Source organism: Brevibacillus sp. FSL K6-2834 (genome assembly GCF_038592925.1).
Classification (GTDB): domain Bacteria; phylum Bacillota; class Bacilli; order Brevibacillales; family Brevibacillaceae; genus Brevibacillus; species Brevibacillus borstelensis.
On record NZ_CP151945.1, the window covers coordinates 1,396,046 to 1,412,631 of the forward strand.

Below are 16,586 nucleotides of genomic sequence, written 5' to 3' on the forward strand. Positions count from 1 at the left end.
GGAGGCGCGGCAGTCCGAATTCTGTTGCAGAATGGAAAACGGCTTCTCCGTCGAAGAAGAAGCCGCATGATGTAAAGACAATGAGTAGGTTAAGAAGCTGTTTTCCACGCCTGGATGGCAAGCAGCGCCCAGCCGACCAGGAAAAGCACGCCCCCGAACGGGGTAATCGCACCCAGCACCTTGATGTTGGTCAAGCTGAGGGCATAGAGACTGCCGGAAAACAGGACAATGCCGAAAAAGAAGCACCAGCCTGCCCAGGTCAATGTGGAGGAACCGGGGAAAAACTTGATGAGCAAGGCAACCGCGATCAAGGCGAGAGCATGTGTGGCCTGGTAGGTAACGCCGGTCTGAAAGACGCCCAGCAAATACTCATCCAGCTTTTGCTTCAAGCCATGGGCTGCAAACGCGCCGAGTGCAACGGACAAAAAACCGTTGATCGCGCCAAGCAATAAGAAGGTACGCAACGTATATCGCTCCTTTGAAGAGGAAATGGTCAATTCAACTGACTCGCTGCTTCTATTGTACCTTACAGGAAGAGCAATGCCCAATTGCAAATTGATGAACACGCCTTGTACTTCTGTCTAAACCGCTTGGCCACCTCTCGCATAGGGTGTAGTAAATCCAGCAGAAGTTAGAGCTGGGTGAACGGGAGGTGACGCACAGATGAACAAATGGCTCTCGCTTCTTGGCGGCTTGGTCGGAGGCTATGCTTTTCTGAAAACGCCTCTGGAAGGTTCCTTCCTCTCCGGCCTGGATCCCGTCGTGGATGGTCTGGGGATTATCACGATGCTGGTATTTTCCGCTGCACTTATTTATACGGGTGTACGCGACATGATCCAGAAGTAAATGCAACAAAATAGGATACGGATTTCAGTGACGATGGCGGCGTCCGGGGAAGGGACGCCTTTTTTCTGTGGGGGATGGGGAGGAGTTTTCTAATTTTTTTATTCTTACGATTGACAAAACTTAACAAAAAATAGATAATTGGATTTAATAGGAATATATAATAAAAACAGGTTATGATCACAATATTTTCCGTTTTTATAATTGAAAAAGAAAGATTCCTAGGTAGGCCGCGGTTACGCTTACCAAGTCAGAGGTGGCTATATATGAGGAAATATAAGTTGGTATTGTTGATAGGTGGATATATATCAGCATTTATTATAGGTGGATATACTTATGGAATTGTTACAAAAGCCCAAATGGTTAATGCTGGGGATGTTTTGACAGAGGAAAGCAGGGAAAAATTCCAAAGTATGACAAAGGAAATGGAAGAGAATTTCAAACCAGACAATTATGAAGAACTATTAAAAGGAAACGATAACATATTAACTGTTCCAGATACTATTCTAGGTCCACAGCAAGAGGATATCACTAAATCTATTTTTGGAAGACAAAAAAACTATATTTATAAAAACAAAACAAATGGAACTATTGTACTTCTAAGCATTAGTTCCCGCCTTGGATCTCAGCACCAACAGTGGCAGCATAGTATCTACTATAGCAATGCCAGATATAATTCGCTTGATAATGAACTTAAGGAATATTATTCCGATATTTATCCCTCTATTAATGTATATCAATATAGTTTTGAAAAAAAAGGATATAGCATAAGCTGTACACTTTTTGCTAATGCTGACTTTGATGAAGGTTCCAACTCTTTAGTAGATTTTGTAACTCAGTTAGATACTTTCTTAAATGGAAGTTTCTAAATATTAGAGAGAAAGGGAGAATTCAATTGTTTAAAGTAAAGAAAAAAGCAGTTCTCAGTAGTTTATTGTCTGTTACTTTTGCCTTGGGTATTTTCGCTTCTGGTACAAACGTATTCGCAAAAGATATTGATCGTGAAGTTGGGTCCTACTCAGTAGGACATCTAAACTACGATTCAGGAAGTAAGCTTCCAAGTTTTGAAAAATCAAATTCGGTACAACCTGCTTCCTCGACTATAGTATATAAGCAAGATGGATTTGTACGCGGTTCAATAAGAGCTAAACAAAATGGTTATGATAGGGAGTATTTTTTAGTTCATAAAGCTGACGTAGAAGTGGCAAGAGGGACAAAGATAAATTATAAATTCCTCCAAACTATAAAGAAGATCAATGAAACTTCGCATTCAATAGATACAGGAGCAAGAGTACAAGGAGGATACAAGTTTCTTACTGAAATAGAGGGGCACTTTGACTACAACTATGTGACCTCGGAAACAATTGAATACACTAAAGGTACGGAAACAAGTGTTTCAGTAGACGAAGTAGGTGATTATACTATTTATTTTTATGCTCAAGCTAAAAGATATGATGTTTATGGAAAGTGGTTGGGTTATACAATAGATGATCGTACTGAGCGACCATTAGACCGATATGTTGGTGAAGTTTATGAAGCTACAACTTATGAAACGATTAGGGCAAAAAAGAATAGATGAGTAATGAAACGATAATTACGTAAAATTTTTTTCTAACATTTTAATAGATCCAGCTTCGTATATAACCCGTAAGATAACCACTAAAAAAAGTGACCTCTTGCGGGTTATTTGTTTTTTAAAAAGATTGATGGTTATGCCGAGAAGAGTATCATTCAGAGTATAAAAATGTTATTACCGAATGAAGCAGGTTGGAGATCCAGATAACGAGATAAAATATTATCTTCGCGGACAATAGGTTCATGCTACTTTTTAATTTTACAAAGAGATTCTAAGAGGTCTTTTTCATGGTCCTTCTCTACATTAAAGTTGGGAACGACTCCTGAACTGTTTTTGGCAAGTAAGAAATGTAGCAAATGGCAATTAAAAATGTACCACTTGCCAACCCCTAAATTATTTACCGTGTAATAGCGATTCTTTGTATCGATGGCTTTCGCCATTGAAGACGATCAAATGAGAGTGATGAATCAAGCGATCAATAACTGCCTCTGTTAAAATTGGATCACCAAATATATGATTCCATTGGCCAAACTGTAGATTGGTCGTGATAATAATACTTTTTCTTTCGTAGCACATGGAGATAATCTGAAATAGCAGTTCTGCACCTTGTTTATGCAGAGGAATATACCCCAGTTCGTCGAGTATTAACAGATCTAGCTTCTCAATATGGTTAAAGAATCGGCTCAACGAGCCAGTCTCGTGAGCGTCTAGCAGCCGATTGACTAATCCAGCGACAGTAAAGAACTTTATCTTTTTCCCTTGCTGCTGAATGGCATTTAAGCCAATCAGAGTGGATAAGTACGTTTTCCCCGTTCCCACACCGCCATAAAAGATCAGATTTTCTTTCTCCTCTATAAATCCACCATGAAGGATATGATCCTGCGTGAGACCTTGTCCCATCTGAATATGACCCCATTCAAATGGCTTTCCTGTTACTCTTGGCAAGGAAGATTGTTTAAAGAGCAGATTGATTTTCCGTACTTCTCGTTGTTGTATCTCGTTTTCTAGTATTTTGAGTAAGTACTCTTCATTTGTAGTAGCTTCAACCTCATGGAAATGTTGCCGAACCCAACTCAACTTGAGACGCTTTGAATATTCTTTTATCAATGCATCCACTAGTGATGACCTCCCGTTCCCTTAAAAAATTCATTGTAATGGGCTAATCCTCTAGTGGCTGTTGGAACGGCAGGAACAAAACCTTTCGGTTGGATGGTATCCCTTTGTCCACGGCCATTCATGAGTTGATAATAGATCTGCTTAATAGAATCAACGGCTGGGTGACCATTCTCAGAGGCAAGCTGCAAAGCTTGCGTGGGTATTTTCATATCATCGTTTTTTAAAATGACGGATAGTAGCTGGAGAGCTTCTTGCTTCTCTGGGACCGTGCAATTCGAGAGATAGACTTGCCATTCGATTGGCAATTGTTCATAAAAACTTGTGTATTTAATAGCAGTTGGCCGTTTTGCCATCAATATCAAATATGGCTGCCAAATCACTGATTTTGGCTCTTTGCCATACAGCCTGGGATGCTGTACGATCAGCTCATATTCTTCAGTTAAAATATCGACTCGGTCAAATGAGATCTTTGCCAAAACCATACATTTGGCAAAACGGGGAGACGTTGAGTAGAGTTTATTTTCGACTCGGATATATCCGTATTTATCCGCTTTTACTCGTTCATATCGGATACAATCAAACTCTTTGGCAGGTAATTGAAGAAGGTGTTCCTTGTCTGCCAAATATAGTTCGGAAAGCATGGTTTCTTTCACATAATGAGGTCTCTCCCGATCTTTCTCGGCTTTTTTCCAAAGGGTTTCGTTTAGCTGATCAAGATTGTGTATCTGCAACTCAGGAAGCAGGAAGTTGTTGCGAACGTACTTGACCATCGCCTCTACGTGCCCTTTTTCATTGCCACTACCGGGATTGCAAAACTCGTATTCAAAGTCATAATGAAAAACGAAGTTTTGAAATTCCTCCGTCAGTTCACGCTGACCATTTGGCATGATCTTTTTCACCGCTGGTGATTGTTTATTGCACAATAGAAATGCCTAATATTGCAGCGTAAAAATGCTCAAAACAAATACAAAAAAGGCACTTGTCAGCATCAATAATTCCTCCTACCGTTAGGTTTGGGACAACTTAGCGAAGGAGAATGGAAAGGATGCTGAAAATGCCTCAACAACACTATATCAGGTTTTTACGCGAAGTAGAAGGATGCTCGGTAAACGAGATTGCAGGACGCGTAGGTGTTCACTGGCGGACTGCCAAAAAATATGCCGATAAAACCGATTGGAATGCCTCGATGACAAAACGAAAGGGCAGAAGTCCTGTCATGGGTCCATTTATGGAGATCGTCGATACCTGGTTAGAGGAGGACCGTTTGGTCCCCCGTAAGCAGCGACACACAGGTGTGCGCATTTTCCAACGTTTGCGCGATGAGCATCAGTTTACAGGTGGACAACGTACAGTATTGGCCTATGTGCAGAGACGAAAAAGTGAAATGGAACTGGACCGTGCCAAAACGTACGAACGGCTTGAACATCCACCGGGTGAGGCACAAGTGGACTTTACAACCATTGAGGTATGCCGAGATCATCGATTGGTCACATACAAACTGCTGGTAATGTCTTTTCCGTACAGCAATGCCGCTTTCGTCTATCCGACACCAGCGGAGAATCAGGAATGCTTTTTGGAGGCGATGAAGCTGTGCTTTGAACAAATGGGAGGTGTTCCTCAGCGAATCTGGTTTGACAATCTCTCCGCTGCCGTCGTTCATATCGAGAAGCAGGGCGAACGGCAATTAACGGATGGCTTCCAGCGATTCTGCGCTCACTACCGGTTTGAAGCTGTCTTTTGCAACCCATACAGTGGTCATGAGAAGGGGCACGTGGAGAACAAATGCGGGTACTCCAAGCGCAATTGGGCAGTGCCGATTCCCATCTATGAAAGCCATGAACAGTTAGTTGCCTACTTCGCCGAGCAAGCTAGCCGTGATCGTGGTCGTCAGCATTATGCCCTAAATCGTTGCATCGCAGATCTATGGGAGGATGATCGCCGTAAATTGCTTACCTTGCCGGAGCATGGATTTGAGGCTTTTCGCTTGGGTGCTGCAGTGGTGAATAAGTATGGAGAGATTCGGAAGGATGAATTGACGGTTCCGTTGCTGGGGATGGCAACGCCAGGCAGTGAGGTACTGATCCAAACGTTTTGGGATCGCCTTGTCATTCTAAACGGCCAACACCAGCTAATTCGGGAAGTACCCAGACCTTATACGGGACGAAATGTAGACATTCCGTGGTCACAAGTATGCGCTGGATGGCTGAAAAAACCACGTAGTGTAACGCACTCGCAGTTTCTCCGTATGCTACCGGAGATCTTGCAAGGGTATGTAACCGTGAAGGATCTAACAGAGCGAAAAGATCGTCTTCAGGCAATGTCGCACTGGTGTGATATTTACACCATCGAACAGATTCAAGAGGTAATTGCTCTACTAGGCCAAGACACACCGATTACGCGCATCACGGCCGTGCTAGGCGTAAAATATGGCAGTCGTGACCTCCCTGTCACGTGGGAGGAGACGTTGTCCCCTCCGGGAACTCGCGTAGAAGGTTCTCTCCAACGCTATGATCAACTTGTGGGGGTGAGCTGAGATGCCGACGGCATTGGGAGATTTGTGCCGACAACTCCGATTGGCGCATGTCGTGGACTACGTATCCGTTCAACAGAATGAGCAGATTCGTAGCATTGTGGAGCAAATCCTTGTTGCGGAACTGGACGGCCGCCGCCGTGCCAAGTTAGGTAAGCTTGTTCAGCAGGCGGGGTTCCCGCATATTAAGACTTTCGAGGGGTATGTGTATGACCATATCTCTTTCCCTAGTGGCAGTAGTCCGGAGCTGCTCCAGGAATTGGATTGGCTCGAACGCAAAGAAAATTTACTCTTAATGGGTGCCGTCGGCACAGGGAAAACCCATATGGCAACGGCACTGGGCGTGGAGGCTTGCCGCCGGGGCAAGGCGGTACAGTTCTACCGGGCTTCCGATTTTGTTTCTGTACTTCAGGAAAAATTTGTGGCGGGAACACTCAGCCGATTTCGCGAGAAATTGAAAAAGATAGATTTACTTATTCTCGATGAAGTCGGCTACGTGCCGTTCAGCCAAACCGGTTCTGAGTTATTGTTTAACGTGATTGCGGATTGCTATGAGCAACAGAGTGTGATCGTTACATCTAACCTGGAGTTTGGCCAATGGACATCGGTGTTTGGAGACACGAAGCTCACGTCGGCGCTCGTTGATCGTCTGGTACACCACGCTCATATCCTCTCATTCACAGGTGAGAGTTTCCGCTTCAAACAGGCAATGGATAGGATTCCTTTGTAGTTTCAAACGGCTGGCAAGTGCTTAGGCAATTTTGGCTGCAAAGCTGAGCATTTTCTACTTGCAAAACACAGGTGATAAATTATCAAATCGAATGACCTTTGGAACTCCACCTATATAGTGAAAGATACGCTTTAATCCCTCCAGAAAGCATTCTCGATTCTGAGACTGGAAAACTTGAAAGTAGAACGTGTTGCTATAAGGAAACGAGAGAACGAGGAATGGCAAGGTAACACTTTCTCCCTGATATTTGAATGGTGCTTCTCCAAAATCAACTTGAGCTGATCCAGGTCTCGTTTCCAATGGCAATGCCGCAGCATCACTTGTCTCCGCTAACTGGTGCTTACGTTGGGAAACATATTGTCTGACAGAGCGAGATGATCCTGTAAATTGGTATTCCTCCACTAATTGCGTGAACAAGCGTTGTGCTGTTCTTCGGAACTTCTTTTTCTTGTTCAAGTCCTCTTTGATCCATTGATCAAGAATAGGTTTAACGGGCTCCATGACTCTAGCTTTTCGAATTTGCTTGGGCTTTTCTTGTAGATTGAAATCATCCATTTCTGCATACTTCTGAACCGTCCTTGAATCACGATTCATTTGTTTGGCAATCTTGCTATAAGCTCGCCCTTTTTTGTTTGCCTCATGCCTGATATAATTAATTTCTGCCACTGCTAACATCTCCTAACTTTATACCTCCCGTCGTCTGTAATGCCCAACAGGAGTGTATTTTGATAAGGGGATGTTGGCAAGTGGTTTTTTAATTTATGCAGCCCCTACGGGTCTGCATAAATTAACTGCCATAACCTACATTTTTAGTCTGCCATAAACAGGTAGAGGCTCATCTCAAATGCTCTACATTGATGACGGACATCTTACTGGAAATGGACGGGTTGCGTCAATTAGGTCTGTCAAGATTTTCGAGTAAACTCAATCAACCTAAATATATGAAAAGGTTTCATCCCCCTAATAATTTTCTGATTTTTCTCTTCCAATTAGGGTCATAGGTTCGCTTTACCTACGCCTTTGACTCGATTGGTTCTAAGGGAGAACTTCTAATTAGGGAATGAAACCTTATATACTGGTATGTTTGATTTTACATAAATTTATTTACAGACCCTGAATCTTCGACCATTTTCCACGGAATGATATTCCTTCCCCCTGTTCAGAAGATAGAATCTGAAGTTGTAGTAAACAGATGATAAAATTCAAAATGAATGTTTATTGTTTATTTTACAATGCTTATCAAAGTAAACTGTACGATAGCTCAAAGTGTACTTCGAGAACTATTTAATCTTTTGTTTTATTCGTCTTAATAAAATTACTTGACCACTAAATAAGAATACTAGAACGGCACATGAGCCAATTAACACAACCTCCGCCATTTGGCAGTACACCTCTCATTTCCTATAATTAACATAGATTTAAGAGAAGAAACCCTGATTGTATTGTTTCTACATTCACAAACTACGATGGAAATTGATCTTCGTCTTCACTATTTTCCTTCTTTTCTTTATTTGTTTTTAAGTGTAAGTCAAGAATATTTTTTACTCTAACTTGCAAGTCCACATGGTTACATGTGACTACTAGAACTAAAAAGCAGACGATAACGGCGAGCACATTTATCAAATCAGATGGTATCATAGTTGAATTTCTCCCTGGCGGATGGCTTCAATCATAGCGGCTTTCATTTCTTGAATAGATTCTTCTCTAGGTAATTTAATAAAGTTTGCAAGGTATTCCATATCAGGGAGTAGAAAGTCAATAACTTCCATCATAGCTTGGTTATCACCTGCCATTGCAAGTTTAAAAGTCATGTAAAAGGAGTCATTTTTTCTTTGAGTATTCGAAGGTATTTGTTTTTGCGTTTGTTCACTCCTTGTCTCGAGATTTTTAATTTTTTTGCTACTTCTTCTTCTGTTTGTCCGTCGATGACAATACTACAAATGATAAAACGAGCTTTTTCTGGTATTTGAGAGAGTACTTCTTCGATATAGAGCTTTGAGACGGTATGAGAAGTGATATCTTCACCATATATTTCATCTATCATGCGAGTGTGGCGGTATACATTTCTTTTAGCAGAATATTGCAAGCGCCAAGCGACACGTTTTAAAAAATTTCGACATTCTTTTTTTATGATTTCATCTCTCAACAGTCTCACCTTCTTACCTTTTAAAATAAGCTGATGGAAATGTGGAAATGGCCAAGGGGGAGGAATATAGCCCTAGTCTAAGACTATCTATTAACAAGGAAATCCAATTGTTTAAATTGCAACCTTATTCCTAGGAAAACATAGGTTATTTTTTATTAATTTATATTAGATGTCGAAATTTGTAAAAATCACGAATGCTTACATAACGTAATTCGACAAATAAATTATTGATAAGTGTCTAACATGAGGTAAAAAAGGGAGGCGAATTATCATGATTGAACGTATGTATGAACATACCCAGCATGTTCCTAGGAATGTATTTTGAAAGGGTCGTTTAGTTTGCTGATCGTGGACGGATGGCGGATATTACCAGGGGTTATTCTGTATATTTCATTATAAAGGAGGTGGAAGTGATACTTTTTCAGGAGGACGATGGGATGAAATCTAAGTATTAGTTAGTAGGATGGGAATTTGTAGAAAAAAATAATTGTAAAAAAGCAACTTATTGATTCATTTTGCGTTTAATAATTAAGGAGGTAATTACCTATAGAGGAAAAAGGAGGAGGAACATGAGCTTCAAGCGAATTGTAGGGTGTCTGAGCATTCTCGTCTTACTCATGTGGAGTGTGACTGACAGTTCGTGCAGCTTTGCTTCAGAACATCCTGAACCTGTTATTGAGCATATGGTAACATTGGTAAAAAGTCCTGAGAAAATACTCGTTAGAGAAAGTTGGTATCATACACAAAGTAAGAATGAGCGCCATGACGAATTCGAATATTCCTTTGCTGACAGTGAAGAAATTGGGATGGGACGGACAATCGTAAAAGAGCAAGGGAAACAGATTTATAGGATTAGTAAAAAACAGGATAAAGTTACTGAGGATACCGGAACGGGACCGTATTATACAACAATATCTCCGGGCAAAACTTTGTTCCAATCCACGACAGATGCCTATCGGACAACGGATTGGACTTCGGCTGGTACTGTACAAATCGACGGGGAACGGGTGGAAAAAATGATAAGAGAAGTACGGGACCCAGTGGCCTCTTATACGGAAATTGTTTATTTGAAACAAACGACCGGCTTGCCTGTTGTTAAAGAGTATTACAAGGGTAGAGACTTAAAAAAACCGCTGATTGCGGAGGCGTTCTTTTTTGAAAAGGTAGACGATCCAGCAGGTGCCTTATTCACGATTCCGGATCCCCAAAAGCATAAACAAATTATCAAACATGTGACACAGATAACAAAAAGTTCAAATATTATTTCCTTTTCAAAAAGCTGGCAACATCCACAAAATGGCGATGAGCGGTATGAATTTTTTAATTATGACTTTTCATTCAAAGAGGGTGTAAGTCAGCAATGGATCGTAAATAAACAAGGAACGAAGTTTTTTCATAAGAGAAAGGAAGGAGGAGAAGTTACTGTAAATACGGAGAGGAAGCCAGGGAATTTTATTCCTGCAGGACTATCTTTGTTTCAAAATCAAGGCGGGAGGGAATGGGAATTTGTAGGAACTGTAAATTATAACAGGAAGATGACACAAGTGTACAAGCAAGTAGATACTGAACCAAAAGGCACTACCACGATATTCGCTTACGTTGATCGAAAAACAGGCCTTCCGATGAAGGAAGAGATATTTTGGACATATTGGGACGAAGAATATTATGCTATTCCTAAAAAAGAACCCCAATCTACTAGCATTTATTTTTTTGAGAACGTCCAAGATCCAACCGGAACGTTGTTCAGTATCCCTAAAAAATAAAAGACTGTGTATAAAATAATAACTGTACTTTGTACCTACGTAGATTTAATAAAAGGTTTCATCCCCGAAGGATGGTTCTCTCCCGAACATTAGTCGCAAGCCGCTTTAATTAGCGTCTGTGACTATATTGTGTCAAGGGAAGATATTCCGCTAAGGGGATGAAACCTTGTTAGATTTAAGCTACTTGGTTTTATGAGATGTTTTCGAGATATTATTAGATACCATATATAAGCCACGAATGTCTTCGTTTTCGCCAAATATTTGGAGGCGGTATCTTAAATAGTGGATTAGAGATTATTATCCAACAACGTTTTACCAATCTTTTCTTTTATCATAGAAATCTTTTATTTTTTTTATTAGACTATCGCCGTTTGATTTTTCAGAGAGAACACTTGAAAGTTGACCTGCATAAAAAGTAATAGGTGTACGCGAGTCAGGGTGGAGGAGTCTACTGAAACGTCGTTCACAATAATCGTAACGTTCAGCGTATGCGCTGTTAGAAAAATATTTATCGTTAATCTCCATTACGACTCCAATATCTGCGGTAGCATTAGCTTTTCTTCCACCAGCTACAGGATCACCATCCAGATCAACAATTTCGCCATCTTGATCCAAATATTCATTTGTAACTGAATCTAGAACAGCATTCACGTTTTCCTTTTCTGATGGTTGGAAGTAGTAGGAAGGCTGGATCAAGATGTAGTCGAAAATATTGGTTCTATTAGCGACAACACCCAGATTATGAATAATCTTTAGTTTGTTTTCATTAAATCCATAGTAAGGGCACCACATAAACTCATTTCCATAATGGTCATCTAAATCGCGAATATAGTACGATATGTCATTCATTAATCTGACGCTAGAATTGGACGTTGGTGAAGTTTCACTAATTTTTTCATAAACTGGATGTACAGTTTCCATCGAGTAATAAAAACCCCTAACGTCTTCCCAACGACCAATTGATTCAAGACTTTCTCGTACACCATCAATATAATTTCTGTAGTACTTGTACAGATGCCTTTCATAGTTGATCGTCCCATGTGTGGCCTCATAATGAGGTAGACCGACCCACACCCAAGGCTGAAAATCGGATTTTGCATATTCCCGGAAAAATGATTCTACTCCGTTAATGCAGAAATCAACGATACTGTTATTATGTCTGGTATCATCGTACCTAAACTTGTCACTTCCTAATCCCACTTCTAAAGTAATCGCATTCAAGCCGGTACCCTCGAGTTTATCAAGGTCTCTTGCACGAATGGGATCATACTGCCTGCCGATATATACTAGCAAATTTCGCATCGCCATTTAATTTTCCCCCTAGTTTTAAAGGTTTAAAAACGACTGTTAGGACCGGTCTTTCCTGTCGCTTCAACTAGCAAGGAAAAAATGACAACGAAAAAGCAACTACAACTCTAAATAATAATTTCGAAGCCTATTCTTTTCGTAAAACAACGAACGAATTACCCACACAAAAATTGCTCAGCAACCCTCATCTAATCCCAAGCACTCCCCATATACATAAGATAAGGACGGAAAGACTTGGGGGGACAACAATGACCAATGAAGAGCGCAAAGAACTTGAGCGTGCCATAGACGAAATTACGGAGATTGCCAAAGGCTTCGGCCTTGATTTTTACCCGATGCGGTACGAAATTTGCCCGGCGGACATCATTTACACGTTCGGCGCGTACGGGATGCCGACCCGTTTCTCGCACTGGAGCTTTGGAAAGTCCTTTTACAAAATGAAGCTGCAGTACGACCTCAACCTGAGCAAAATTTACGAGCTGGTGATCAACTCCAATCCGTGCTACGCCTTTCTTCTTGACGGCAACACCCTGATCCAAAACAAGCTGATCGTCGCCCACGTCCTGGCGCATTGCGACTTTTTCAAAAACAACGCACGCTTCTCCAACACCAACCGGGACATGGTCGAGAGCATGGCAGCGAGCTCGGAGCGCATCCGCCAATACGAAATCGAGCACGGCAAGGAAGCGGTCGAATCCTTGCTCGATGCTTGCCTGGCCGTTCAGGAGCACATCGACCCGAGCCTCTTGCGTCCCAAGCTGAGATGGAAGCGGGAGGTAGAGGAGGCGGGGAATAAACCGGCAGCCAAAGCGGAGCGCAGCACCCCATACGACGATTTGTGGCGGCTGGACCGTGCAGAAGAGAAGACGGAGCCGGAGAAGCCGGCGCGCAAATTTCCGCCAGAACCGGAGAAAGACCTGCTGCTCTTTCTTATGGAGCATAGCCAGATTCTCGACGATTGGCAGCGTGATGTCCTGACGATCGTCCGGGATGAGATGCTCTATTTCTGGCCGCAGTTGGAGACGAAGATTATGAACGAAGGCTGGGCCTCCTACTGGCACATGCGGATTTTGCGCGAAATGGACCTGACCGAAGCGGAGACGATTGAATTTGCCAAGCTGCATTCCTCTGTCATTCAGCCTTCGCCGACGAGCATTAATCCGTATCATTTGGGGTTGAAAATTTTCGAAGACATTGAACGCCGCTGGGACAATCCGACCAAGGAGGAGCAGGAGCGTTTCGGACGGAAGCCGGGGCAGGGACGCGCCAAAATTTTTGAAGTCCGCGAGCTGGAGTCTGACATCAGCTTTATCCGCAACTACTTGACCAAGGATTTGGTCGGCAAGCTCGATCTGTACATGTTTGGCAAGCAGGGGAACGAGTGGGTCGTGACCGACAAGGCATGGGAGGATGTCCGGGATGGTCTCGCCGTTACCCGCGTCAATGGCGGCTTCCCGTATGTCATGGTCCACGACGGCGACTACCTGCGGGCTGGCGAGCTGTACCTGAAGCACCATTTTGAAGGACTGGAGCTGGATGTCAAATACGTGGAGAAGACGATTCCTTACATTTATCGCATGTGGGGGAAAAATGTCCATCTTGAAACGGTGATCGAGGATCGGCCTGTACAGTTTACGTATGACGGGAAAAAGGTGCATCGGCGGTTTTTGTAAGAGTACGGGAAGATCACAAGAACATTTTTTCACGGGAAAGCAAAAAGTGCAGACGGGGCGATCAGCCCCTTTTTTTGTTCCAGACAGAATGGACATCAGCCGCACTGCCATCCCATTGTTCTGCTCAAGCCGCAGCTACTGCTTTTTCGTTTAAAGAGAAGCACCTCGAACGCCATCTCCGCTTTTTGTTGCGCAAGCTTGTTTCATGATGCTGCTGACCTGAACAAAATGAATTTACGCTTGTAAAACTTGGAGTCGGCTGTTATATTTACATTTGTAAATAATAGTTTCCAATCGATAGGAGGTGAAGCATATGACCAACATTCCGAGAATATCCGAATCCGAGTGGGAAATCATGAAGGTGATTTGGAAGCAAAGTCCGCTCACCGCGGAGCAAATCGCAGCTCAACTGCCGGCCGAAATCGAATGGAGCGATCAGACGGTTCGCACCTTTCTGAACAGGCTAGTGAAAAAAAAGGCGATCGGATTCGAGAAGGCGGGTAGAAGCTATCTGTACTACCCGGCGGTTACCGAAAAAGAATGCGTCAAAGCGGAAAGCAAATCGTTTGTAAACAGAGTGTTTGGCGGAGCGGCAAAGCTGATGGTGACCAACTTTTTGGAAGAGGGCGATTGGTCCGAGAAGGAGATTGAGCAGTTGCAGAAGATACTTGAGGAAAAAAAGGGAGAAAAACGATAGCGACAGAAGGCGAAATGCCGGAGGCCATCGTTGAGGTACAAACACATGGAGATCCTATGCGACGTTTTTTTATGGTTTTTCGATTCCACACTAGCGGCGAGCGCAGTGGTCCTGCTGGTGATGGCCATTCAAAAATTGTTTCGGCATCGTCTGAGTCCCCGCCTTCAGCATGCGCTGTGGCTGCTCGTGTTGGTCAGACTGCTTTTGCCTGATTTGCCAAGCAGCCCGGCAAGCATATTTAATGTTGCCGCAACGATAAAAAATGCCGTTTCGATGATTCATGTGGAAGGCAGCAGCCTGTCCCATGACATTTCTCGAAACAGCGAAGAGAATAAAATACCACAAAACAATCATAGCACGGCTCTTGAAAAAAATCATGTGCAGCCTGTAGCGATCGCGCTGCAGGATGAAACGCAAGCACGTCAATTCTCGCAGGTTGGCTATCCGCTGGGAGTACAAGTCGTATCGGCGATCTGGTTTGCCGGGGCCATTGTGTTCATAGGCTATTTGTTTGCCTGCCTGTTCCGGTTGAGAAATCGACGCAAAACGCTCACGCCTGTAACAGACCCGCAGATCTTGTCTGTCATGGATGAATGTCAAAGGAAATTCGGTATAAAGAAGCCAATCCCGCTGTACACAGGGGACTATGCAAAAAGCCCGTTTATCGCCGGATTGATTCATCCGTGGATCTTCGTCCCGGAAGCGGTCGTGAAAGAGTTGGCCCCCTCCCAGCTACTACATATTTTGTCACACGAGCTGGCCCACTGCAAAAGAAAAGACATGTGGTGGAATACGCTCAGCAGCTTTGTCCTGGCGATTCACTGGATGAATCCGCTCGTGTGGATCTGTGTAAAAAGAATGAAAGCGGCCAGGGAGATCGCCTGCGATGCCTGCGTTCTGGAGGTTCTCGGAGAACAAGCAGCGACTCCTTATGGCTTGACGATGATTGAATGTTTGAAGCGGTTTGCGTCCAAATCCGCTCAGCCCCAACTGCTGTATTTTTGGGGTACGACCAACAAAAGCGAAATGACAAGGAGAATTACCATGATCAAAGCATATAAAAAGGGAACGTATAAATTGTCGGCTCTGGCGGTTGTCTGTGTAGCCGGTCTCGGTGTAGCGACATTAACCAACGCCGCCGCGCCTGCACCTGCTCCGGCAAGCAGCCCGGCAACCATTGCGGAAACGGGAAAAGAGCGCCTTCTGTTCAATTCTTCTCATCGGAGCTACGGCAGCTTGGAAAAGGCGGTAAAGGTATCGCCCACACCGTTCAAGGTGCCGGACTTGCCGGAGTTAAGCTTGGCCTATGTTACCTTGTATCTGGATGATCAAAAGCTGTCCAAAGTGGATATTGGTTTTAACAAATATGAAGGAAAGAGCCACTACTTATATGATATGGTGATTCTTCCTAGTGGAGCCGAGCATGATGATGCCTTGTTGGAAAATCAGCAATCCCTGGATATCAAGAAAGAAACGCTGAAGCTGAATGGAATGGACATTCTAAAGCTGACACGGGTATCGGACTCGCTGACCGCCTATTTTTGGGAGGACCAAGGCCTTCAATATAAGCTCAGAGAGTTTGATGTTTCTGATGAAGAAATGTTGAAAGTGATTTCCTCGATGAAATTCCCTGACCAAGACATGTTGAAGCAATATGAAAATCAGAAGGGTCAGTTCAAAACAAACGTCTATGACACAGAAGACTTGCGCTATGCGCAGGAGTTGCTCGGATTTACTCCGAAGCTTCCCATGCAATTTCTTGAAATCTTTGAAGCATCTGGAGCTTGGGCGTACTATCGAGATACGGACCGCACATCAATGGGCTTCTTCGTGGAGTTTGCAAGAACCAACAAACCTGGAAAATGGAAAAACAGCTTCTATTTTGATCAGGAAAAAGACACGAGCACGTATGAAGAGATTCAGAAGACGGGCACCTATTTTCACGAAATTATTAATGGCGAAAAAATTGGCTTGAAGACGACTCCTTTGCAAATAGAGGGGAAAAAAGTATTCCGCACAGAAAAATATAAAATAGATGGAAGGTTGAGCTCGCCGGATGAAGTTGACAATGTCAGTTATTTTTGGGTAGAGAACGATCTCGGCTACCAGGTAACCTTCCAGGAAGATCTTCCGCAGCAACAAGAAATTGTCGCTGAGTTGATCAAAGCAAAACCGGTAGATGCCAGCCAATGGAAATAAGTCTT

General features: G+C 43.1%; 15 protein-coding genes and 1 pseudogene. 9 read left to right on the top strand and 7 right to left on the bottom strand.

The features are described from left to right. Positions 1-89: 89 nt before the first annotated feature. Entirely contained in the window at positions 90-464 is a 375-nt protein-coding gene (locus tag NST96_RS07020) for a DUF423 domain-containing protein (protein ID WP_024983513.1), read from the bottom strand. A gap of 199 nt (positions 465-663) precedes the next feature. Here NST96_RS07020 and NST96_RS07025 point away from each other — a divergent pair, with 199 nt between their 5' ends. The 3 genes from NST96_RS07025 to NST96_RS07035 all read left to right on the top strand — a co-directional run bounded on the left by NST96_RS07025 (position 664) and on the right by NST96_RS07035 (position 2,422). Then, a complete protein-coding gene (locus NST96_RS07025; protein WP_171505782.1) occupies positions 664-846 on the top strand; it encodes a hypothetical protein in 183 nt (60 codons plus the stop codon). A 263-nt stretch (positions 847-1,109) separates the two neighbouring features. After that, on the top strand, positions 1,110-1,712 hold the full coding sequence (locus NST96_RS07030; RefSeq protein WP_172920417.1) for a hypothetical protein: 603 nt from the start codon (positions 1,110-1,112) through the stop codon (positions 1,710-1,712). 26 nt (positions 1,713-1,738) lie between these two features. Beyond that, a complete protein-coding gene (locus NST96_RS07035) occupies positions 1,739-2,422 on the top strand; it encodes a hypothetical protein (protein WP_171505784.1) in 684 nt (227 codons plus the stop codon). A gap of 390 nt (positions 2,423-2,812) precedes the next feature. Here NST96_RS07035 and istB (NST96_RS07040) read toward each other — a convergent pair whose 3' ends face one another. After that, a complete protein-coding gene (istB, locus tag NST96_RS07040) occupies positions 2,813-3,535 on the bottom strand; it encodes an IS21-like element helper ATPase IstB (RefSeq protein ID WP_311067724.1) in 723 nt (240 codons plus the stop codon). Then, positions 3,535-4,422, bottom strand: a complete 888-nt coding sequence (locus NST96_RS07045) for a hypothetical protein (RefSeq protein ID WP_342405836.1) — start codon at positions 4,420-4,422, stop codon at positions 3,535-3,537. Before NST96_RS07045 ends, istB (NST96_RS07040) begins: the two co-directional genes overlap by 1 nt. Before the next feature lie 158 nt (positions 4,423-4,580). Between NST96_RS07045 and istA the strand changes: the two genes are divergently transcribed. After that, positions 4,581-6,068 carry an IS21 family transposase gene (gene istA, locus NST96_RS07050; RefSeq protein WP_227278712.1) on the top strand — a complete coding sequence of 496 codons (1,488 nt, stop codon included), beginning with the start codon at positions 4,581-4,583 and terminating at the stop codon, positions 6,066-6,068. Position 6,069: 1 nt separating this feature from the next. After that, a complete protein-coding gene (gene istB / locus NST96_RS07055; protein WP_171506466.1) occupies positions 6,070-6,795 on the top strand; it encodes an IS21-like element helper ATPase IstB in 726 nt (241 codons plus the stop codon). A 69-nt stretch (positions 6,796-6,864) separates the two neighbouring features. Here the strand turns inward: istB (NST96_RS07055) and NST96_RS07060 are convergent. From NST96_RS07060 to NST96_RS07070, 3 genes and pseudogenes are all read right to left on the bottom strand, one after another. Next, positions 6,865-7,470, bottom strand: a pseudogene (locus NST96_RS07060) (IS21 family transposase); the annotation flags it as partial. Between the two features lie 959 nt (positions 7,471-8,429). After that, on the bottom strand, positions 8,430-8,567 hold the full coding sequence (locus NST96_RS07065) for a hypothetical protein (RefSeq protein WP_221175479.1): 138 nt from the start codon (positions 8,565-8,567) through the stop codon (positions 8,430-8,432). Positions 8,568-8,602: 35 nt separating this feature from the next. Beyond that, entirely contained in the window at positions 8,603-8,950 is a 348-nt protein-coding gene (locus NST96_RS07070; RefSeq protein ID WP_251247560.1) for a sigma-70 family RNA polymerase sigma factor, read from the bottom strand. Positions 8,951-9,510: 560 nt separating this feature from the next. Between NST96_RS07070 and NST96_RS07075 the strand changes: the two genes are divergently transcribed. Then, the gene (locus NST96_RS07075; protein ID WP_024983511.1) at positions 9,511-10,704 is read left to right on the top strand and encodes a hypothetical protein; all 1,194 of its coding nucleotides are present in this window, start codon (positions 9,511-9,513) and stop codon (positions 10,702-10,704) included. Positions 10,705-11,016: 312 nt separating this feature from the next. Here the strand turns inward: NST96_RS07075 and NST96_RS07080 are convergent, their stop codons facing one another. Further along, complete coding sequence (locus NST96_RS07080) at positions 11,017-12,012, bottom strand: hypothetical protein (protein WP_024983510.1); 996 nt, start codon at positions 12,010-12,012, stop codon at positions 11,017-11,019. Between the two features lie 248 nt (positions 12,013-12,260). Here NST96_RS07080 and NST96_RS07085 point away from each other — a divergent pair, with 248 nt between their 5' ends. The 3 genes from NST96_RS07085 to NST96_RS07095 all read left to right on the top strand — a co-directional run bounded on the left by NST96_RS07085 (position 12,261) and on the right by NST96_RS07095 (position 16,581). Beyond that, a complete protein-coding gene (locus NST96_RS07085) occupies positions 12,261-13,685 on the top strand; it encodes a SpoVR family protein (protein WP_003388171.1) in 1,425 nt (474 codons plus the stop codon). A gap of 313 nt (positions 13,686-13,998) precedes the next feature. Next, positions 13,999-14,382 (top strand): BlaI/MecI/CopY family transcriptional regulator, encoded by a 384-nt coding sequence (locus tag NST96_RS07090; RefSeq protein WP_003388170.1) that lies wholly within the window; start codon positions 13,999-14,001, stop codon positions 14,380-14,382. A 30-nt stretch (positions 14,383-14,412) separates the two neighbouring features. Continuing rightward, entirely contained in the window at positions 14,413-16,581 is a 2,169-nt protein-coding gene (locus NST96_RS07095) for a M56 family metallopeptidase (RefSeq protein WP_342405844.1), read from the top strand. The last annotated feature ends 5 nt before the right edge of the window (positions 16,582-16,586 follow it).